The organism is Sphaerospermopsis sp. LEGE 00249 (genome assembly GCF_014299995.1).
In the GTDB taxonomy this organism is placed as follows: Bacteria; Cyanobacteriota; Cyanobacteriia; order Cyanobacteriales; family Nostocaceae; genus Sphaerospermopsis; species Sphaerospermopsis kisseleviana.
In genome coordinates this window covers 1-20,321 of sequence record NZ_JACJUZ010000054.1, presented here as the reverse complement: position 1 = coordinate 20,321, position 20,321 = coordinate 1, and the positions used below count along the sequence as shown (strand labels likewise).

The window sequence follows — 20,321 nt, the reverse complement described above, 5'->3', positions numbered from 1 at the left end:
TTCCCTATTCCCTATTCCCTATTCCCTATTCCCTATTCCCTATTCCTCAATTTTGAATTACTATGTTGTATCTAGCTCAAATATGTAAAAATGATTTTTTAGGGCAATATCAATTACGCCTATTAGCACGTCAGGAATCTGAATATTTATGGTCTATTCTTTCTGAAGATACTTGTATTCTTCTGGCAAAAGGAAGCATCATGAACGAAAAAGTGCTGGTATTAGTCGAACTTTCTCCTACAGGTGAAATAGCAACAATTGAAGATGCTACCAGTTGGGTACTTTATTTAGTGCAAACTTACCTCAAAACTGGTATTACCCCAGAATTTTTACAACAGGAAGCAGAAAAAGCGGAACAGTGGCGACAATCTTTAACCTTGCAAAATCAAGATTTAGCCCGTCGCACTTTGGAATTAGAAGCCCGTCGTGAACAAATTCAAGCCCTACAAGAAAGTATTCAACGTGACCACAATGGACATCAAGAGGGTAATTGATAATTGATAATGGGTAATTGATAATTGATAATGGGTAATTAATTATATGATTCCCAATCACCAATCACCAATCACCAATCACCCAATTTCCTCTTCTGCTAATAATTGCCGAATTAACCTAGCTACGGCTTTTTGCGTAAAACGATTAGCAATTTGTTGTCCTAAATAATGTACTCTTGGATTAAAAAGTACCTGCGCTACTTGGGGAGCAAGTTTAGCAGGATCAAAACCTCTCGTTTCTCGGAGAATTCCTAAAATTCGTTTAATATGTTCTAAAGTTTGTTGTTGTTCAACACTTGCACCAGGCATTTCATTAACTGCTGTTAAACCTACCCTTTCTCGGAGTAAAAAAGTAAAATTATGTAAAACGTTTTTACTTACCGCATCCAGCCCATTCACAAACTCATCTACTAACCTATCACGAATAAATACACCGCGTTCAGAAGAGAGAAATTCTACACTCTGATTCATGATTAAATTAAAGTCGTAATCTTGACTATTACGGGCATTTTTTAACAAGTTTTCTAAACGATTCCACCGAAATTTACCATCTTTAAATAATAAATCTTTCAATGAAGTTCTTAATTCATCAGCTGGATCTGTTAACAGTCGTTTAGAAACATAAGGATAAGCTTCACTGAGAACTTTGAAATTCGGATCTATATAAATAGCAATCCCTTCCAATGTCACCAAAGAACGAATAATTAAAGCGTAATAGGGAGGTACGCGGAAAGGATACTCATACATTAATGCTGATAAATCATCAGTAATGCTTTTAATGTTTAGTTCTGCGACACTCGCACCTTGGGCATTAGCAAAAACTTTGGCAAAAGCGGGAACAATCGGTGTTAAATCTGTTTCTTGGGAAAGAAATTCTAATTTGACGTAATCTTGTGCTAATAAATCAAAATCACGGTTAACAACGTGAACAATAGCTTCAATTAAACCATAACGTTGGGGCGGTTTAATTTCGCTCATCATCCCAAAATCAAGATAAGCTAACTTACCATCAAAGGTAGCTAACAAATTACCAGGATGGGGGTCAGCATGGAAAAATCCATGTTCTAATAATTGACGCAGGGAACACTGCACACCTACTTCAATTAAATAACGTGCATCTATTCCTAGTTCTTTAATTTCCCTCGTTTGAGTTAATTTAATACCATTAATCCATTCCATCGTTAAAACGCGACGGTTGGTGTATTCCCAGTAAATTTTTGGTACATAAATATCTGGGATATGTCCATATAATTCAAAAAAGCGTTCAGCATTTTCACCTTCATGGATATAGTCCATTTCTTCAAAAATGCGATCGCCCAATTCATCCAAAATCCCAACTAAATCACTTCTAACCCGTTTTACATTTTTTTGCACCCATCCAGCTAACTTGCGTAAAATGTACAAATCAATGGTAATTCTTTCTCGCAAATCTGGACGCTGGACTTTAATTGCTACCTCTTCGCCAGTTTTGAGTTTACCTTTATAAACTTGTCCCAAAGACGCAGCAGCAATTGGTTCTGCTGAAAGTTCCGCGTAAATCTCCTCTGGACGACTTCCTAATTCTTCCTCAATAAACTGGTAAGCTATTTCATTAGGAAACGATGGTAATTGATCTTGTAATTTAGTTAATTCTTCCAAATATATAGGAGGAACTAAATCCGGTCTGGTAGACAAAGCCTGTCCAATTTTAATATAAGCAGGACCTAATTTTGTTAATAATTCTCGCAGTTGAACTGCCCGACGACGATCATTTTTCACCACAATTCCCCGTTGCTTATCCCACCAAATCCCGAAAAGATATGACAACGTAGGTCGTAAAACTGTTAAAATCCGCCCCAGAACCTGTAAAGTTTGGCTTTGGTAATGTGCTTGAATCTCTTCAGGATCATAACGCAGTGTCTCAGGTTCATTTTCAGCCAATACTGTCTGCTTATGCTTTGCTGAGAATTTTGGTGAATTGATCACTAAGACTTCTGTACTATTTTCTGGTATTACTTCAATTAAGGACAATTCGCTTCCGCGACTGTCCTCCACGGTAGAACGAGAACTAGGGGGAAGACTCTTAACCATCATCAAAAAGCCACCAGTAAGATAAACGCTGTTAAATATTGTAACAATATGTTGCGAATGCCGCTAGATTAAGTCAACAAACAAGGAAAGTTGTAATCATATCCTGTCAAGGTTTTATCCCAGCTTGATTTTCATCAAGATAGCCATCATCGCCAGGGAAATTCCTACTCAATTGTTCGGTTCTACTACTATCACTAATGCAGAAAAGACTATAACCTCATAAGTATATAGTGCAGTGTCTACTTTAGCTGCTGTGAGATGCTCGTCAATTAGATTTTAGATACTCGTTAATCGAGAGGTGAAAACCTGTGTACGAATGGATTTTGCCAAGTTTGAGAGAAGTTTTAGCCGCAAGCCGATCAAATAAGGCTGAGTGTTCATCTGCTAAAGCAGAGCAGCAATGGCGCATCAGTTTAGCAGCTACAGAACATCTCCTCCTCAATACCTTGGCAACTACGACATCTGACATCACTCAAGGTTTAACCCAAGGTTTAACTCAAGGTTTAGTTTTAACAGCACCAGCACCCTTATTTAGTCAGCCAAAATTAACTAAAAGTTTAAAAACGGTTACTTTTACTGCCCAACCCTTTAACCCTTTGGCTTTGATGCCGTTTCAAGTTTCCGGTGCGATCGCCCAAAGTCAAGAAAATGAGGATATATCCCCTTGGGAAGATCCGCAGCAAATTACAGACTATGCTTACAAATATAATCATATCTGTCCAGAAGAATCAATTTTACCCTTATTACCTGCCGATCCTCTAGGAGCAGAGCAGTTTTGCTTGGTGTTCACAGAAAATTTTAGATTGGTTTTAGTGTTATCAGCAAACAGCAGCGGGAACAAAGAATTTTTATTTTCTTTTGCACCAGAAGTAGTACAGCAAGCTTGGCAAGTTTTAGGCGCAAGGGTGGTTTTGACTAATCCCGAATTATTTGCCGATTTGGATGCTTTAGTCCAAAAATATCCGGCAACTGCACCAAACTATCAAACTATAATTCAATTTACCCAGTTTTTGCTTCAGGAATTAGCAGAACCAGAAACGGATAAACCAACACATACTATTCCCATCTCTCCACCTACCCACAGTCATCTTTCCCCATCAGCAAAACCATCTTCCCGTTCTGATGTGGAATTACTACAAGCTTTTGCCCATGAAGTCCGCACCCCACTGGCAACTATTCGTACTATGACTCGGTTGCTACTCAAGCGGCAAGATTTACCAACTACTGTAATTAATCGTTTGCAAGTTATTGATCACGAATGTACTGAACAAATTGATCGGATGGAGTTGTTATTTAAAGCCGCAGAATTAGAAACTTGTACAACAGCAAAATCTGGCAATACCCAATTAACGCCAATGTCTTTGGATCAAGTTTTACAGCAAAGTATCCCCCGTTGGCAACAAGCAGCAACTCGACGGAATTTAACTTTAGATGTGGCTTTACCTCAGCAATTACCAACTGTTGTCAGTAATCCCGCTATGCTAGATCGGGTACTCACCGGTTTAATGGAAAATTTCACCCGCAGTTTACCCCCCGGTAGTTCTATTCAAGTTCAAGTTATTCCTGCCGGTGATCAACTCAAATTACAATTATCACCTCAATTAGATTGTCAAGATACAACTAGAACAATAACACTACCAATTCGTAAATCTTTAGGTCAATTATTAGTATTCCAGCCGGAAACAGGAACTATTAGTTTAAATATTTCTGCTACTAAACATCTATTTCAAGCTATTGGTGGTAAGTTGATTGTACGTCAAAATCCCAAATATGGGGAAGTTTTAACCATTTTCCTCCCTTTAGAAGTTAGTTGTCAACAAAAAGTGAAAATGTAAGCAGTCAGGAGGCAGGAGGTAAATATTTCTCCCCAATCACCAATCACCAATCACCTATTTTTGATCACCGCATCGCCAAAAGCGCACTTCCATAAGCAGCTTCGGTGTTATTAGATGCAACTACAGGTACTTTTAAATATTTAGCTCTAATAGCCGTCCAAGTAGAATTAGCCGCACCACCACCAGCCGTATAAACATAGCTTAATTTATCTGCTCCCAGTTGTTGCAATAATTCATATCCTCTTGCTTCTATTCGCGCCATACTTGATAACAAACCATGTAAAAATTCTTTGGGATCATCTGGTCTAGGTTCTAGTCTTGGGGGTAGATGGGGATCATTAATGGGAAAGCGATCGCCTTCTTTCAACAAAGGATAATAATCTAACTCACTGGCTTGTGATACATCAATTTCTTGACTCAAGCGAACTAAGTCATCATCAGTGAAAAAGTGTTTTAATACAGCACCACCAGTATTAGAAGCTCCTCCAGTTAACCATAAATCTCCTAAACGGTGGCTGTAAATTCCATATCGTGCATCTTCTACACGGGTACGACTCAAAAGTTTCAACACCAAGGTTGAACCCAAAGAAGTTACCGCTTCCCCTGGTAATTTTGCTCCACTAGCTAAAAAAGCCGCAATACTATCTGTTGTTCCTGTACACACCAAGCAATCACGCCTAAAACCAAATTTAGCCGCAATTTCTGGAGTTATTTCACTAATGGGAGTACCAGGTGCTAAAACTTGAGGTAAAAACACAGGAATTTCTACTTTTTCTAGCCATTCTGGATATTGCAAATTTTCCACGTCATAACCCAATTTTAAAGCGTTGTGATAATCGCTAATACCTAATTTTCCATGTAAGAGAAATGCCAACCAATCAGCTTGATGTAATAAATATCTAGCTTGATTAAACGTAGGTAATTGTTGCATCCACAGCAGTTTTGCCAGGCTAGAAGTAGCACTCAGTACCGTGTGGTTAGGTGGAGCAATACTACTCAAATCCTTGAGCATCATTGATCCCCGTGGATCGTTGTACAATAAGGGAGCATCTACAGGCTGGCCAGCAGCATCAGTCAGCAAGATTGTAGAAGAAGTACCGTTAATAGCGATCGCCCCAATTTCACGCCGCCATTCCTGGGAAATTCCCTCTATAAGACCCCATAAAGCGTCTTTCCAGCAATTTACCCAATTTGTCACATTTGCCCAAGGATAACGCATTTGAGAGACAATTCTAGCCTCTTCATCAATCACTATCGCTCGTGCGCCAGATGTACCAAAATCAATACCCAAGTAGAAAGTCATAACGGGGAATAGGGAATAGGGAATAGGGACTGGTGACTGGTGACTGGGGAAGAAGCAGGGGAGCTTTCTAGTAAGGAGCAGGGGGAAGTTATTTGTATTTTTCCCAATCACCAATCACCAATCACCAATCAATCATGTTTTTGTTGCATCTTGTAACAAGATATTCCCCAATTTTGGCAAAACAAGGAAAAGTAGTAAAAGAAATGTTAATCATCTCATTGGAATTTTAGGAGAGTTTCCACCATGACTATCTCAGATACTCAAGTGTACATCGCTCTAGTTGTAGCTTTAATTCCAGGCATTCTCGCTTGGCGTTTGGCGACTGAACTTTACAAGTAACTCCCAGATGTGACACCCACACAAGACTAAATCAACCTGGCCATACAAGGTAAAATCTTCAGGATCTTGAGACTTTTAGCCAAAAGTATCTTGAAAAAATGTACCTGCGTATGCCAGGTATTTTTTTTTATGACCTAATACTTGTAGAAAATTGCCAAAAATGAAGTAATATGGCAGCTAAATTCAGTCGCAATTAGCTCCATTTTACTTTTAATGGTGCTTCCCTTCAATCAGCCTGACTATTTTTATTGTTATGAACGCCTTTCAACCATCCAAACCACCGCTACAACCACCAGTTAAACCCAACCGAACTGCTCCTAGACCAAAAAAACATCTTCACCAACGTTCTTATCAAATCATGGCGCTAGAAACTTCTGCCAAGATCACCGTTAACTTGGTTATTATCACAGCAGCGGTATCTGCTCTATCTCAGCTTATGCCTTATCACTGGTTACAACAAGATAAGTTGCGAGAAATCCGCACAGAAGTCAAGCTCATGCAAGGACGTGTTGATGATTTGAGGACGGAATTTAGCCGCAATTTTGATCCCAGCCAAGCTAATAGTATCAGGCAAGAACAATCATATAGATTTGCTCCCAGTCAAATTCCGGTGGTGCTGATTAATCCAGATACTAAAGGTACTGAACGATCCAATTCCACACCCTGAGACAAATTGAAATGATTTGTAATTTTAAGGGTGTATAAACAAGAAATGAATTTCTATTAATAACAGAAGCTAATAGTCAATAGCTAATTCGTGAAGAGTTTGATAGTTATCATCTATTAGCCAATCAAAGATGCAGGGGCGCTACCAAAAAATTAAAACAAAAAATTAAAATTTGAGAAAGCAAAAAATTGAAATTTTTTGAATTTTGAATTTAATCTGATTTAATGTGAAAAATTTACCAATCAGTCTTTTGGGGAAGAAGCAATTCATCTAACCAATTTTCCAGTTGTAAGCGCAACCGATAACCAGAAACATCCTCATTGGTGTCTAAACAGTTGATATATGTGAGGGCGCGGTAATAATCAGCGATCGCACAATTCCAGTCACCCCAAATATGATAAGTCCTACCACGTTCAGCCCAAATATTACCTTGTAGCTGACCAAACAACAATGCAATCTCAAAATTATCAATTGCTTCCTGATATTCTCCTAAATCACGCAAAGTAATACCACGGTTAATCCAAGCACGAACATAACGCGGATTTAAATCTAAAGCCTGATCATAGTCAGCTAGTGCGGCAATGAACTCGCCACAAGCAGCATAGCAATTAGCTCTATTATTATAAACACTTGCTAACTTAGGATTTAGCTGCATTGCTGTATTGTAGTCACTTAGAGCTTTTTGGCATTCACCACTTTGAAAATAAATTAGCCCTCGATTGTTATAATCAATTGCATTGTTAGGATGACTATCAATCAATTGGTTTAACAAAGCGATCGCCTCTGTGTAATCCCCTTGGTGAGCTAACTTTAAAGCATAAGACCTTAAGTAGCTGTCCTCTGGTAAAGATTTACTGCTAGTTTTTACGCCAGTTTTTTGTGTATACGCAGTATTTTGATGATTGCCTTTGTATAGTGGATTGTTCTGTGTATTAGAAGTTAAAAAGGAGTAATGATCCATATATTCCTGCCTGAGCTACTTGCTCTGTGAAATCAAATGAAATGATAGGATTTTGTTTGCTAGTGGTTTACTCACTGTTTCACTGTTTCAGGAGTCTTGGCTTAATCGAAGAAGAACAAATTTAAACTACTTAAACAATTAAGCCATAAGCCTAAAAATATATACATCACTCCAAAGGTCAATTCCAGAAAGAATTTTGATCAATGTAATAATTCAGGAGTCAGGAGTCAGGAGTCAGTGGTTCGGCTTACTTCGACTTACTTCGACTGCGCTCAATACAAGTCGCTCACCAACCGGAGTCAGGAGTCAGGAGTCAGGAGTCAGGGGGTTAGTAGCTAGTTACTTTTTTCTTAACCAATACTAACAAATACTCACATTTGCTCAAAATTTTCTGTCATCTTTTGGCTTTGTCACAGAATTACAGTAAAATCACTGTATGCTACTAGGATTCAAAACCCAACTCAAAGTTAACAAGCAACAACGACTACTACTGGCGCAACACGCAGGAGTAGCCAGACACGCTTGGAATCAAGGTTTAGCACTTTGTCGACAGGTACTATTACATAATAAACTTAATCCTCAAGACAAAATCAAATTTCCCACAGCCATAGATTTACACAAATGGTTAGTAGCAGCCATTAAATCTACCCATCCTTGGTATTATGAAGTATCTAAATGCGCCCCTCAATACTCATTAAGATATTTGTCAGATGCTTTTAAATCTTTCTTCAAGAAAAGTAAAGGGTTTCCTAAGTTTAAGAAAAAGGGTAAACATGATTCTTTCACCTTAGATGGTGCAATAAAAATTGATTATAGAAAAATTAAAGTTCCTGTCATTGGTTGGCTGAAAACTTATGAAATTCTTCCGACTGGATATAAACCGAAATCTGTCACCATAAGTAAACAGGCTGATAAATGGTTTATCTCTTGGAAACTGGAGGTGAGAACGACTCAAACCCAGAAAAATCAAGAGTTTGTAGGAGTTGATTTAGGAATAAATCATCTAGCAATATTATCAACAGGAGAAATATTTGATGGCGTAAAAAGTTATAAAAAGTATGAGAAAAAGTTAGCAAGAATACAATATTTGAACCGCCATAAACTCATAGGTTCAAATAATTATAGAAAAGCACAAATCAAAATAGCAAGATTACACCAAAAAATAGCCAACATCAGAAAAGATACATTACACAAAATCACCACCTATATCAGCAAAAACCACGCGGTGATAGGGATAGAAGATTTGAATGTATCAGGGATGTTAGCAAATGGGAAATTATCAAAAGCTATATCAGATATGGGCTTTTATCAATTCAGAAGGCAGCTAGAATATAAAACACAACTGTATGGCAGTAAGTTAGTAATTGTGGATAGATATTATCCCAGTAGCAAGACTTGCTCAACTTGTGGAGAAAAGAAATCATCACTGTCATTATCTCAAAGAGTTTTTAAATGTGATAACTGTGGCTTTGAGATTGACAGAGATTTAAACGCTGCGATTAATTTAAAACAAGAAGCGGTCAGATTGATCGTGTTAGCCTGTGGACTAGATAGTGCCGACACTTCTAGGAGTTCAGTGAGCGTAGTCGAACTGGTGAAACAGGAAGAAAAAGCCAACTTTTGTTAGCATTAGTTAGCTTTTTTGTATCGGAAGTTACCCAATGCCCAATGTCCAATGCCCAGTACAATTTAATTTTGAGTAAATTTCCTATGACAACAACAATTTCTTATGCAGATGCTTTAGACCTTACAGCCGATGATTACATTGTGATCGGCTTGGCAACCTGCTTTTACAAAGAAGATGGAGAAGTACACCAAATCGAAGTTATAGAACCTATTCCCTCAGCAGCATTAGAAGCAATATTAAAAGGCATTCCTACCTCATACAAACTTGCCTGTGCAACTACTTTGGGAAGTATCTTGGATGGTGATAAGCTGTTATTGCCTGATGGATTTCCTGATTCAGCACAGTTTGCAGATGAATTTGTACAACGGGCATTTTCAGCTGCTCGCACCTACAAGCGTCGTGAATCAGCCCAAACCCTGATTCCCGCAGGAACAACCAAAACCGATTTTAATTATTCTACAGAACGCAAACGGGTGCTAAATGCCGCTAGAGTTGTCACTAAAGACGACAACGTTAAACAACATTCTCACACTCACAAAGTTCTTTGATTTTAAGCAGTTATTATGTTGAAACTTTACGGTGGCGCTTTTAGCCGTGCATCAATTGTGCAGTGGTATTTAGAGGAACTACAAGTTCCCTACGAATTTATCCTTTTGGATATGAAAGCAGGTGAACATCGACAACCTGAATACCTGGAAATTAACCCAATAGGCAAAGTTCCAGCAATTGTGGATGGTGATTTGAAACTATGGGAATCAGGGGCAATTTTGCTGTATATTGCGGAAAAATATGGTAAAAATCCGATTTCTCTAGAGGAACGTGCTATATTTTCCCAATGGGTCTTATTTGGTAATTCTACCTTGGCTACAGGAATTTTTGTGGAAGCCAACCGCGAGCGAGAAATGCCCCGCCTATTAACTACCCTGAATGAAATTTTTGGGCGGCAACCTTTCTTACTTGGTGATGAATTCACTGTTGCCGATGTGGCTGTGGGATCTATACTCGCTTATATTCCCATCATGCTCAAGCTTGATTTGAGTGAATATCCAGCCGTTGTGAACTATATTCAGAAAATTTCTGAACGTCCAGCGTTTAAAAACAGTATCGGTAAAAGGTGATTGGTGATTGGTGATTGGTGATTGGTGAGTAGGTAATAAATTTATTTTTACCAATTACCAATTACCAATATTTTTGCTAATCTTAAATAATGATGACATAATCTAAAATACACAGATTCTGGATTTCTCAATGCCTAAGTCCTAATAACTTAGCGGGACTTAAATATTTTTTAGTAAAAAACAAGACTCAAATCTTTGCGGCGTAAGATAAGTACATTAAATGACCAAAAACGCCTGTAACCTAGATATACCAACAAACTAATCAAAAAGATGTCAAGGTCAATTGGAGTATACGTTTGATCCTATTTTGTCAGTGTTTTTTGCCTAAGTCCCGTTAGGCACATTTTTATTTTGTTGTTATTCATAAAATTCGAGTATTCAAGGTGACTAGAGCATGAGAGGAGATCACGTTTACTATAATTGCGGTGCTTACAGCCATCATGGTATAGACTGCGGTGATGGTACAGTTATTCATTATACAAAGAACTATGGGAAGATTTCTCATATTTCTTGGGCTTCCTTTGCATCTGGAAACACGGTTTTTGTAAGAGAGTACGGCCAGTGTGATACACCAGATATTGTGGTTTGGCGTGCTGAAAGCAGATTAGGAGAAGATGCTTATCACCTATTTGATAATAATTGTGAACACTTTGCTACTTGGTGTAAAACAGGTGTACACGCCAGCGAACAAGTAAAAAATGCAGGAGCAGTGGGAGCGGGAGCATCTGGAAGTGGAGCCGCAGTTGCGGGTAGTCTTGGTGTTGTCAGTGCTGCTGGTGCGGCGGCTGGGTTAAGTGGTGTTGGTATTATGTCAGGTTTAGCTACAGTTGGTGGAGTTGTTGGAGGTGGTGCAGTCGCGGGTATTGGCGCACTTGGTGCTGCTCCTGCTGCTATTACAAAAGTAGCTATGGATCAGGTTTTAAAGGATGATGAGAGTCTTCCTGATGATGAGCGTGAAGCTCGTGCTGTTGGTAGAACTATGACCACTGTAGGCGCAGTAGCTGGTACTGCTGGAGCAGTTGGTACAGTTGCAGCCGCCGGAAGTGTTGCAGGTTTGAGTGCTGCTGGAATTACTTCTGGTTTAGCCGCAGTTGGAGCAACAGTTGGAGGTGGAATGGCTGCCGGTGTTGCTATTACAGTGGCCGCACCAGCAGCAGCAGCGGCCGTAGTTGGTTTTGGTGCTTACCAATTCTGGAAATGGATATCGGAAAAGTAGGCAGTCACTTCACTATATTTCTGAGACATATTACATTTGAGTTCTAACGTATGAACAACCTTGATGAAATACTTGATAAAACCTTGAAGCTTGGTAGTTTGATGTCATTAGATTTTCATAATCCAGATGGTATTGAAAAACAATTAATTCTAATTTCTGAAACAATTTTAGATTTGCATCATATAAAAGGTGAGTTAGAACCTACACTAAAAAAACTCGAAGATGAAATTGCACGGATTGATGCTATTCGTCTAGCAAAGGGTGTTGTAGCTATTGGTTTAATTTTACTAGGTCAAAAAGGTAGTGATGATGATAATATATTCTCGCAAATAGGTTCAGAAATCGCTTTAGAAATTGGAGAAAATTTTTTAGATGAAGCAATTCATGATGAAAACCATCTGCGGCAGGTTAAGAAAACCTTTGCGGATTTAGTACAGACGATTGATATTTTTATTGAGCAAGGAACATGGCTAAAAGAGATTAGCTCTCAATGTTTTCTTGGATCAGATAATGTTTTGAGTGTGGAAATTCAGAAGCATTCCCAAACTTTACCGTCTTTAGCTACACAAATATCCAAATTATCATTCAGTATTCGGTTAGATTTTGGCTTGCTTCAAACAGAAATAATCAAAGAGAATGCAGCATCAGTAAAGCTGGCATTAGACCAGTTAATTAAAATAAAAAATAAATTTAATAGTTTATCGTCTTCAGTTGATAATACAAGTTTTTGGGGTATTAGTAATCATACTATAAAATCGTTATTCTTAATTTTTGGTTCAGCAATTACACGAATAGAATTTAATAATAAAAATGAAGTGACTATTTATATTGAAAACCAACAGCATAGATTATTAGATATTATTAAACAATGTGAGGAGCATGAGCAAAAAATAAATTCAATTATAGCACCCGCAAAATTTATCCAAAATTTTATAAATACCTGTATCAATAATAAAGACATCTTAAAATGTATTTTTGAAGAAGAACCAAAAATTAGTATTGAACAATTACACGCAAAAGTTGCAGATGTTATTCAAACAGCAGAAAGAAGATTAAATTTTGATAGTCTTCCTGTAATGCAGCAAAATTTAAATCGTATGTCTCATGTACACGTGCAACTAAAAAATTTATATACACAACTAAATATAGTTACAAAGAAAATTAATAAACAAGGTAATAATCCATTAAACTTTGATGTAATAACAGCATTATTAGGTGTTTTTGGTAAATCTATTACCGCATTAGGTTTAGATGACAATGGAGTTATTATTTTATATAATAATTCTCTATACGAATCTGTGACATCTGTTATCAACAAATGTATTAGTTCCAAGCAAATTCTTGAACAACCTACACTGCAATTAACTTATCTTGTTTCATTTGGGAAAGAATGTACTCAACACCCAAGATTAATAGACGCATTGGAAGAAGTAAATTCAAATAAAACAGTAAAAGATATTAAAAATGATATCAAAACTAAGAGTCGTACAATTAAAACTACTTTTAATTTTGCTAACAAAACTGTAATGCTGCATCAGCTTGAACAAATTCAAGATGTACAAAAAGATTTAATTTTAATCAGTAAAAACGTAAATAACATTATTAATACAGTTGAAATCGGCAAAATTACTTATATTAAATCTACTACACTAGAAAATATTTTAGCTCTTTTCGGCAGTATTAGTGCATTGGAATTCAGCCAAAAAAATGAATTATTTATTGATTTTAATCATAAAAGCGAAAAAGTTTTAGACATCTTAAAGTTTTGTCAGCAGTTAAAACCAAAAATTGAAAGTTTAATTCAGGAAGGAGAAGTAAAAATCAAGGAAGCGCAGGAATGTTTAAAGAATCCAGCTTTGATGAAACAACGTCATCACCAACAGCGAAGAAAACATATTCAGATAAAGACTGCAATTACTGCGAGTATTTTAATTTTAATTACTCCTGGTGTTTGGTTTGGTTGGAAGCGTTTTTCTCAAGAACAATTACTTTGGAATGTACAAACGTTAATGTCAACTATAAGTGATGTAAAACAAGCACAAGACATTAATGAAATCAGACTAATGCGTGACAAAATCAAACAAGCAATTGTATCGCTTGAAAAAATTCCAAATTCTTTTGCATCTGCATACCCCGCAGCACAACAGGATATTAGCAAATTTCGCGTTCAACTCGATACAGTTGAGAAGCGACTACAGATAGAAGAAGATGCAGCAACTAAGTTTGAGTCTACAAAACAGTTAGCAATAGAGGCAAGTATTTTGGTGCAAAATCCACCGCTTCCAGCAACCGTATGGAATGAAGCAAGTACAAAATGGCAAGAAGCAATTAGTATATTAGAGTCGATACCTGAAGATTCTTTTGTTGCTGTAGAAGCAAAAACAAAACTTGAACAATATCGTAATAATTATGCTGTTGTTTCAGCACGTTTATCAGATGAAATACAAGTATCTGATTCAATTGAAAATGCTAAAAAGTTGAGTTGGGAGGCAGTAAAAATCACTCAGAAACCTCCACATTCTAATACGACTTGGAAACAAAGTCGGGATAAGCTTGAACAGGCAATCAATCTTTTAGAAAGAATACCGAAAAATTCACCTTTTTATGCACAAGAACAAGATAGATTACAACAGTATAAGTCTAACTATACTATAATTAACCAAAGATTAATTATAGAAGAAACGGCTGTTTCAAAATATAAACAAGCGCAAAATTTAGCTAAACAAGTTGAGAAAATTGCTCAAAATACGCCTTATACTTTAGCTAGACTACGAGATGCAATGGTAAAACTTAAACAAGCAATAAAATTTTTAAATAGTATTCCTCCTGGAACAACTGTTTCAGAAAAAGCGAATGAAATTGCACAAATATATAGTCGTAATTACAACACAATTTATACCCGTTTTCAAGCTATTAGCACTTGTAGTTCACCACAATCCATTGATTGTTCTGATGCCAATTATAGTTTTTATCTAGAATCTATAGACAGTAGTTTATGATAATTTTAATTATTTAGGGTTTGCTAAAAAAGTATTGTCTTGGAGACAGGGAACAGGGAACAGTTTCCAGTATTTAGGGGCAAAACATTTTCCTCTGAGTCAGACTTAAATACAAGGTTTTTAAGTTCCTACGTACCCTGTCCCTAGTTCATCGATAGTTTGTAAACTGCAAAGCTACAGGAAAATCTTCTTGTTTGAGTCTCTGGATCACAGCTTGTAAGTCATCTTTAGCTTTGGCTGTAACCCGCACAGCATCACCTTGAATTGAGGCTTGGACTTTTTTAAATTCATCACGAATCAATTTAGAGATTTGTTTGGCTATGTCTTGACTGATGCCTTTTTTGAGGTTGATTTCTTGCCGCAAGCGGTTGCCGCTGGCAGATTCAACTTTACCAAAATCAAAGATTTTTTGAGAGAGGTTACGTTTGGCTGCTTTTTCCCGCAGTATGCCATGTACAGCCTCTAAAGTCATATCGCTGTCAGTGTTAATAGTAATGCTGTTTTCGCCTAACTCGACAGTTGTTTGTGTGTCTTTGAGATCGTAACGGCTTTTGATGTCTCGTATAACTTGATCAACAGCGTTAACTAATTCTTGACGGTCAAAGTCGCTGACAATATCAAAAGAAAAACTAGAAGCCATAAAAAAATTGAATGTGAAATGTTTTATTTGGTAATTGGTAATTGGTAATAGGTAACTAATGATTTACTGTCACCTGTCACCTGTCACCTGTCACCTGTCACCTATCACCTATCCTGAAACTTTCATGATACTCAAATAGAAGAGAGTGGCAGAACTAAAAGAGCCAATACCAAACATGAGCGATCGCAAAATGGGGATATTGGCAATATAAAAAATAGAGTATAGTAACCGAGCGGGGATAAAGGCGATCGCTGCCATTGCTGCTAAAGGAGTATTCACCCCACAGACATAAGCCATTAGAGATGCAGCACTGAAAATCATGAATGCCTCAAAAGAATTTTGATGCGCCCAGGTAGCTCTTTGGGCATAAGGAGGCAATTTATCAAACATGGCACGAGGGGCAGATAAATCAAAACCAACCTGCGCCCGACCGTAAGCTACGAATAAAAACGGTACATAAATGAGAACTGCGGCGGCAGCAATAGAGTACAAAAAAATAGCAGGTATAGGTAGTTGCAATAGGGACATTAACCTAATAAATACTGGTAGTAGTTTTTAGTGAGCGCAAAGGAATACTGAGTAATTTAGATAAAACATTACCCAGTACCCACTGGTAATTACCCATCTCTATCATTAGCGGTGTGGAGACTGCGTTTCACTTTAATCAAAGTAGAACAGTGTCACCACTTTTCTTTGTTCTTCTGCTTCTCCACAGGTTTGTAGCAGGGTGCGACTGTCGTGGAAAGCAAAGCAGATGAGTTGCTGACAACGGGAGACAATCTCCTTGTTGCACAGGTAGCTGGCCTCAGCTAAAGACAGATTATCATTACTGGGATTTTCGACTAGATGCATGACCTGCTCTAGTTGTTGGCGTGATTCGTAAGGTTGACGTTCCAGGCTTTGGGGTAGGATGACCGTCAATAAGTTCGGGTCAGCCCGTGTTGCGCCCTTGATGGCAGCGGAATTAGTACCTGTAGCACCGGAAGTAATGATGCGATTGCCCGATAAAACTAGGGCATAAGTCATCATTTCAATGAGATTTTGATGAGTAATTGGCACATGACGGGAACCCAACAAGGCGATTCGTTTAGAACCTGTTTGCTGGATTGTCGCCAGTTCCTGCGCTAATGTATCAAGGTTGATAAGTTCTGTTGACTGGCTCAAAGATGGAGGTGATCAGATTAAACAACCTAGATATTCTATCAAACAGCGTGTAGGTAAGAAGCCAACTAGAGTTACAGATTTCTCTGTTTTCTTGATTATTTTGTTAAGTAACAAAAGATTTTGTTGATGGCAGTGCTTTAACAAAATAGGTAGTTGGAAAAAATTACTGTTCACTGTCAGGCTTTGGAAACAGGCAATGGTAGGATTTACACTAGTGAAACTGGTAATTTGGGTCAATAATCCGACTAAGATAAAGCGGCTGCTGGTTTGACTCCTAGTTGAGATAAGAAACGGTTAATGTCAAAATGTTCGGACATTAATTGGCTAATGCACTCTACTTTGAGAGGTTCGTGGACACGAACTTGTCCGAAAGTGCGGTCAACAATTTCCACTGTGGTTAAGGTATCGAGGTCAACAGATAAAATCGGTATTTCTAATTCTTCGGCGCGATTGAGAATAAAGGCGGGAGGGGGTAGTTGTCCGGTGAGGATCAGGCATTGGGTAGAAGTTTCTAAAGCGGCTTGTTGAATTTCCACGCGATCGCCTCCTGTGACTACTGCTTTGTTACGGCGCTTGCGGAAATATTTAACGGCGGCGTTAACATTCATCGCCCCAATGGCCAAACTTTCCACTAATAAATCTAGGCGATCGCTGCGACAGAGAACTTCAGCCTGTAATTGTTTTACCAGTTCTCCCACGCTGACGCTACGGAGCAAGTCACTTTTTGGCAACATTGCTAATACAGGAATGCCTTGCTCTTCCAAAAATGGACGTAAGAGATTATGACCTGCTTCTAATTGTTCGGTGGGAACTTCATTAATGACAACACCAACTAGGCGATCGCCTATCAATTTCTTGGCAGATAACAACGCCTCTACCGAAAGCAGGGATTTATAACGATGTACCAATAGCACACCCCCATCTAAAACTTCAGCCACTTCCAGTAAGGATAAGCCAAATAAATTACCTTCTGGTAAATTACCTGGTCCTTCCAACAGCATCAAATCACCCCGTGGTATTTGTAAATAATGCTGTGCCAGTGACTGCTGATAATCAGCTTTGTCTTCACCACGTAACCGTTTTTGGACACTGACTTCATTTAAAGCAAGTAAGGTGGGTGCAACACGATTTTCCGGCAGTTTCAAGCTATGAGAAATAAACTGCACATCTTCTTCCACTAAGCTACCATCGGCGGTCTGTACACAATTACCCAATGGTTTACCGTAAGCTATATCCAATCCTTTTTGCTTTAGCTGATGAGACAAACCCAAAACAGTTGCGGATTTACCACTGTAAGTCTCTACTGATCCAATCAGCAAATATTTAACAGATGTTGGCACGCCATGCACTCCTAATTTCAAACGTCTGTTGAACCCAGCTAGGTGTTTCCTAATTTTAGCTGAAGCAACAGAAATCGTTGATTTTGGTGATTGGTGATTGGTGATTGGGGACTGGGGACTGGTGATTGGGGACTGGGGAAGAAAATTTTAGATTTTAGATTTTAGATTTTAGATTTTAGATTGGAGATCACAAAAACAATCCAAAATCCAAAATCCAAAATCCAAAATAAAAAACTCCTGCCTCCTGCCTCCTGATTCAATCTTCTATCCGCAGTAGTTTGCGGTAAAAAGCTGTAGAAAAATCACTAACTTTTTGGCGTTTATAATTTTCCATAAGTTCAATTAAGAAATTAATAAACTCATAACTGGCCATCATTACTTCATAAACTAATTCAGCATTGCCATCAAATTGAATGCGGCAACGGGTGAGATCAGAGGGTAGGGTGGCAACATTCCATGTAGCAACAAAGGGAATATTGTCACTAGCTTCTATTTTGCGATGTCCCTCTATAAAACCTTTTTGATAAAGACTGATGGCATAGGGCAAGAAATTTCTTTTGCTTTGCTGGATGTAAGGTAAATATACTGCGGCCTGTTGCGGACTCACAGGCTGAAGTTGGTCGATAGACATCGTTGAAAATTCCTCAACTTAGCTAAACTTAGGAGATATTGAGTTGTCATCAATATTATTCCCATAAGTATGTGATTTCACACAGGTCAAGAAAAATATTTGCTGTAGCAGCAGTCAGCAGTCAGCAGTTAAAACTAAAACCTCTTGTAGTCAGACTTTTTTGATCTCACAAAGCGACAGGTTAAGTCGGTCGGAGTTTAGCATTGCTAAATACCTAATTGTGGGCTTTCTGCTGTAAAAACTGTAAACTTTAAACAAATAGTGGTTTTTTACTTAAATTAAACTATGCCAGCGAATTCCTGGCCGGAAAACGACGCTTACAACGGAAATTCTGATCCTCTTAACTCCCTGCTGTCTGACCTTTCAACAGAGGAGGAGTTAACGGAAGGGATCAAGACTGTTTATTCTTCATCCCGCTTTCAAGGACGTAGACCCAAAGCCGTCCTCATTTTAACCGTGGTTTGGGGTGGAACTATTGCTTTACATTTGGTTTCCTGGGGTTCTATTTTTATTCTTGGACTGACGGCAATTTTAAGCATTCATGCGTTCAGGATTATTTTTGCTAGACCCCGCCACCATCATAAGGAAATACAGGGAGATTTACCCCGTGTTTCTGTGTTGGTAGCTGCAAAAAATGAAGAAGCGGTCATAGGCAGATTGGTTAAGAATCTTTGTAGTTTAGAATATGCTAATGGTGAATATGAAGTCTGGATTATTGATGATCATAGTACGGACAAAACACCACAGTTATTAGCAGAACTACAGGAAGAATACAAGCAACTCAAGGTTTTCAGGCGTTCTGCTGATGCTATTGGCGGTAAGTCTGGGGCTTTGAATCAGGTATTACCTATGACTAAGGGTGATATTATTGCCGTGTTTGATGCGGATGCCCAAGTTAACCCTGATTTATTGTTACAAGTTGTTCCTGTGTTCCAAAGAGAACAGGTGGGGGCGGTGCAGGTGCGAAAGGCGATCGCCAACGCTAAGGAAAATTTCTGGACTAAGGGACAAATGGCGGAAATGGCTGTTGATACTTGGTTTCAACAACAAAGAACCGCTATTGGTGGACTGGGTGAACTGCGAGGAAATGGTCAGTTTGTCCGTCGTCAAGCTTTGGATAGCTGTGGTGGTTGGAATGAGGAAACCATCACCGATGATTTAGATTTGACTATCCGTTTGAATCTCGATAAGTGGGATATTGAATGTATGTTCTATCCCCCAGTGCAGGAAGAGGGTGTGACAACTGCGATCGCCCTTTGGCATCAACGTAACAGATGGGCTGAAGGTGGTTATCAGCGTTATTTAGATTACTGGGATCTGATCCTCAAAAACCGCATGGGAACGCGGAAAACTGTGGATTTACTGATTTTTCTGCTGATTATGTATATTTTACCGACAGCAGCAGTACCGGATTTATTAATGTCTGTCATTCGCCATCGTCCACCTATATTAGCCTCTGTTACTGGTTTGTCGGTAACGATGTCTTTTGTGGGGATGTTTGCTGGGTTACAGCGCACACGCCAAGATCAGAAAACATCTAATTATTTGGTGTTACTTCTGCAAACCATTCGCGGCAGTATTTATATGTTGCATTGGTTGGTGGTGATGAGTAGCACTACCGCCCGGATGTCAGTTCGTCCCAAGCGTTTGAAGTGGGTGAAAACTGTACATACTGGGGCTGAACATTAAGAAAAGCAAGATAGGTAGGGTGTGTTGGTAACGCACCTTACAATTTTTTTACTAATTTTTTTTAACGAACCGCAAAGAACGCAGAGAAATAGGAATTGTTGCAGAAATGTTGAATGTCGTTACAAAAGTTTACATATTCAGTTATAGTAGTCCTATTAAGGGTGAAAATGTCAACATCTCATGATATCTTCCATCCAATGAACATAACTAATTTGTTGACACATACAA

18 protein-coding genes are annotated in these 20,321 nt (G+C 38.3%); 10 read left to right on the top strand and 8 right to left on the bottom strand.

The genetic code is table 11. From position 1 onward, the window contains the following. The first annotated feature begins 62 nt into the window (after window positions 1–62). Complete coding sequence (locus tag H5968_RS17505; RefSeq protein ID WP_187040977.1) at window positions 63–494, top strand: hypothetical protein; 432 nt, start codon at window positions 63–65, stop codon at window positions 492–494. Between the two features lie 78 nt (window positions 495–572). Here the strand turns inward: H5968_RS17505 and H5968_RS17500 are convergent, their stop codons facing one another. After that, on the bottom strand, window positions 573–2,567 hold the full coding sequence (locus H5968_RS17500; RefSeq protein WP_187040976.1) for an AarF/ABC1/UbiB kinase family protein: 1,995 nt from the start codon (window positions 2,565–2,567) through the stop codon (window positions 573–575). A gap of 305 nt (window positions 2,568–2,872) precedes the next feature. Here H5968_RS17500 and H5968_RS17495 point away from each other — a divergent pair, with 305 nt between their 5' ends. Continuing rightward, a complete protein-coding gene (locus H5968_RS17495; RefSeq protein ID WP_187040975.1) occupies window positions 2,873–4,399 on the top strand; it encodes a HAMP domain-containing sensor histidine kinase in 1,527 nt (508 codons plus the stop codon). Window positions 4,400–4,463: 64 nt separating this feature from the next. On the opposite strand, the gene H5968_RS17490 is transcribed toward H5968_RS17495, so the two are convergent. Next, complete coding sequence (locus H5968_RS17490) at window positions 4,464–5,702, bottom strand: FGGY-family carbohydrate kinase (protein WP_187040993.1); 1,239 nt, start codon at window positions 5,700–5,702, stop codon at window positions 4,464–4,466. A 243-nt stretch (window positions 5,703–5,945) separates the two neighbouring features. Here H5968_RS17490 and psaM point away from each other — a divergent pair, with 243 nt between their 5' ends. After that, window positions 5,946–6,041, top strand: coding sequence for a photosystem I reaction center subunit XII (psaM, locus tag H5968_RS17485; RefSeq protein ID WP_096571955.1), 96 nt, complete (start codon window positions 5,946–5,948; stop codon window positions 6,039–6,041). A 253-nt stretch (window positions 6,042–6,294) separates the two neighbouring features. After that, the gene (locus tag H5968_RS17480) at window positions 6,295–6,708 is read left to right on the top strand and encodes a hypothetical protein (RefSeq protein ID WP_187040974.1); all 414 of its coding nucleotides are present in this window, start codon (window positions 6,295–6,297) and stop codon (window positions 6,706–6,708) included. Between the two features lie 235 nt (window positions 6,709–6,943). On the opposite strand, the gene H5968_RS17475 is transcribed toward H5968_RS17480, so the two are convergent. Then, window positions 6,944–7,669: a tetratricopeptide repeat protein gene (locus tag H5968_RS17475; RefSeq protein ID WP_187040973.1), complete on the bottom strand. Its 726-nt coding sequence runs from the start codon at window positions 7,667–7,669 to the stop codon at window positions 6,944–6,946. A gap of 436 nt (window positions 7,670–8,105) precedes the next feature. Between H5968_RS17475 and H5968_RS17470 the strand changes: the two genes are divergently transcribed. The 5 genes from H5968_RS17470 to H5968_RS17445 all read left to right on the top strand — a co-directional run bounded on the left by H5968_RS17470 (window position 8,106) and on the right by H5968_RS17445 (window position 14,629). Beyond that, window positions 8,106–9,296: an RNA-guided endonuclease TnpB family protein gene (locus tag H5968_RS17470; protein ID WP_187040972.1), complete on the top strand. Its 1,191-nt coding sequence runs from the start codon at window positions 8,106–8,108 to the stop codon at window positions 9,294–9,296. 83 nt (window positions 9,297–9,379) lie between these two features. Next, on the top strand, window positions 9,380–9,844 hold the full coding sequence (locus H5968_RS17465) for a hypothetical protein (RefSeq protein WP_187040971.1): 465 nt from the start codon (window positions 9,380–9,382) through the stop codon (window positions 9,842–9,844). 15 nt (window positions 9,845–9,859) lie between these two features. Then, window positions 9,860–10,414 (top strand): glutathione S-transferase family protein, encoded by a 555-nt coding sequence (locus H5968_RS17460; RefSeq protein ID WP_187040970.1) that lies wholly within the window; start codon window positions 9,860–9,862, stop codon window positions 10,412–10,414. Window positions 10,415–10,808: 394 nt separating this feature from the next. Beyond that, the gene (locus H5968_RS25190; RefSeq protein ID WP_222620711.1) at window positions 10,809–11,630 is read left to right on the top strand and encodes a lecithin retinol acyltransferase family protein; all 822 of its coding nucleotides are present in this window, start codon (window positions 10,809–10,811) and stop codon (window positions 11,628–11,630) included. A gap of 50 nt (window positions 11,631–11,680) precedes the next feature. Beyond that, window positions 11,681–14,629 carry a hypothetical protein gene (locus tag H5968_RS17445; protein WP_187040969.1) on the top strand — a complete coding sequence of 983 codons (2,949 nt, stop codon included), beginning with the start codon at window positions 11,681–11,683 and terminating at the stop codon, window positions 14,627–14,629. 148 nt (window positions 14,630–14,777) lie between these two features. Here the strand turns inward: H5968_RS17445 and H5968_RS17440 are convergent, their stop codons facing one another. The 5 genes from H5968_RS17440 to ebsA all read right to left on the bottom strand — a co-directional run bounded on the left by H5968_RS17440 (window position 14,778) and on the right by ebsA (window position 18,404). Further along, window positions 14,778–15,269, bottom strand: coding sequence for a YajQ family cyclic di-GMP-binding protein (locus tag H5968_RS17440; RefSeq protein ID WP_137666972.1), 492 nt, complete (start codon window positions 15,267–15,269; stop codon window positions 14,778–14,780). A gap of 108 nt (window positions 15,270–15,377) precedes the next feature. Further along, window positions 15,378–15,797: an MAPEG family protein gene (locus tag H5968_RS17435; protein WP_187040968.1), complete on the bottom strand. Its 420-nt coding sequence runs from the start codon at window positions 15,795–15,797 to the stop codon at window positions 15,378–15,380. 132 nt (window positions 15,798–15,929) lie between these two features. Further along, on the bottom strand, window positions 15,930–16,433 hold the full coding sequence (locus H5968_RS17430; protein ID WP_096571951.1) for a DNA recombination-mediator protein A: 504 nt from the start codon (window positions 16,431–16,433) through the stop codon (window positions 15,930–15,932). A 245-nt stretch (window positions 16,434–16,678) separates the two neighbouring features. Continuing rightward, on the bottom strand, window positions 16,679–17,773 hold the full coding sequence (locus H5968_RS17425; protein WP_096572849.1) for a phosphotransacetylase family protein: 1,095 nt from the start codon (window positions 17,771–17,773) through the stop codon (window positions 16,679–16,681). 256 nt (window positions 17,774–18,029) lie between these two features. After that, window positions 18,030–18,404, bottom strand: a complete 375-nt coding sequence (ebsA, locus tag H5968_RS17420) for a type IV pilus biogenesis protein EbsA (RefSeq protein WP_187040967.1) — start codon at window positions 18,402–18,404, stop codon at window positions 18,030–18,032. Window positions 18,405–18,689: 285 nt separating this feature from the next. Between ebsA and H5968_RS17415 the strand changes: the two genes are divergently transcribed. Further along, the gene (locus tag H5968_RS17415; protein WP_187040966.1) at window positions 18,690–20,093 is read left to right on the top strand and encodes a glycosyltransferase family 2 protein; all 1,404 of its coding nucleotides are present in this window, start codon (window positions 18,690–18,692) and stop codon (window positions 20,091–20,093) included. Window positions 20,094–20,321: the final 228 nt, after the last annotated feature.

What these genes read in the sequence shown, in the direction of transcription:
- H5968_RS17470 (WP_187040972.1), top strand. Translation starts at nt 8,106, where the DNA reads ATGCTACTAGGATTCAAAACCCAACTCAAAGTTAACAAGCAACAACGA.
- H5968_RS17475 (WP_187040973.1), bottom strand. Translation starts at nt 7,669, where the DNA reads ATGGATCATTACTCCTTTTTAACTTCTAATACACAGAACAATCCACTA.
- H5968_RS17505 (WP_187040977.1), top strand. Translation starts at nt 63, where the DNA reads ATGTTGTATCTAGCTCAAATATGTAAAAATGATTTTTTAGGGCAATAT.
- ebsA (WP_187040967.1), bottom strand. Translation starts at nt 18,404, where the DNA reads ATGTCTATCGACCAACTTCAGCCTGTGAGTCCGCAACAGGCCGCAGTA.
- psaM (WP_096571955.1), top strand. Translation starts at nt 5,946, where the DNA reads ATGACTATCTCAGATACTCAAGTGTACATCGCTCTAGTTGTAGCTTTA.
- H5968_RS17480 (WP_187040974.1), top strand. Translation starts at nt 6,295, where the DNA reads ATGAACGCCTTTCAACCATCCAAACCACCGCTACAACCACCAGTTAAA.
- H5968_RS17460 (WP_187040970.1), top strand. Translation starts at nt 9,860, where the DNA reads ATGTTGAAACTTTACGGTGGCGCTTTTAGCCGTGCATCAATTGTGCAG.
- H5968_RS17500 (WP_187040976.1), bottom strand. Translation starts at nt 2,567, where the DNA reads ATGATGGTTAAGAGTCTTCCCCCTAGTTCTCGTTCTACCGTGGAGGAC.
- H5968_RS17440 (WP_137666972.1), bottom strand. Translation starts at nt 15,269, where the DNA reads ATGGCTTCTAGTTTTTCTTTTGATATTGTCAGCGACTTTGACCGTCAA.
- H5968_RS17490 (WP_187040993.1), bottom strand. Translation starts at nt 5,702, where the DNA reads ATGACTTTCTACTTGGGTATTGATTTTGGTACATCTGGCGCACGAGCG.
- H5968_RS25190 (WP_222620711.1), top strand. Translation starts at nt 10,809, where the DNA reads ATGAGAGGAGATCACGTTTACTATAATTGCGGTGCTTACAGCCATCAT.
- H5968_RS17465 (WP_187040971.1), top strand. Translation starts at nt 9,380, where the DNA reads ATGACAACAACAATTTCTTATGCAGATGCTTTAGACCTTACAGCCGAT.
- H5968_RS17445 (WP_187040969.1), top strand. Translation starts at nt 11,681, where the DNA reads ATGAACAACCTTGATGAAATACTTGATAAAACCTTGAAGCTTGGTAGT.
- H5968_RS17415 (WP_187040966.1), top strand. Translation starts at nt 18,690, where the DNA reads ATGCCAGCGAATTCCTGGCCGGAAAACGACGCTTACAACGGAAATTCT.
- H5968_RS17435 (WP_187040968.1), bottom strand. Translation starts at nt 15,797, where the DNA reads ATGTCCCTATTGCAACTACCTATACCTGCTATTTTTTTGTACTCTATT.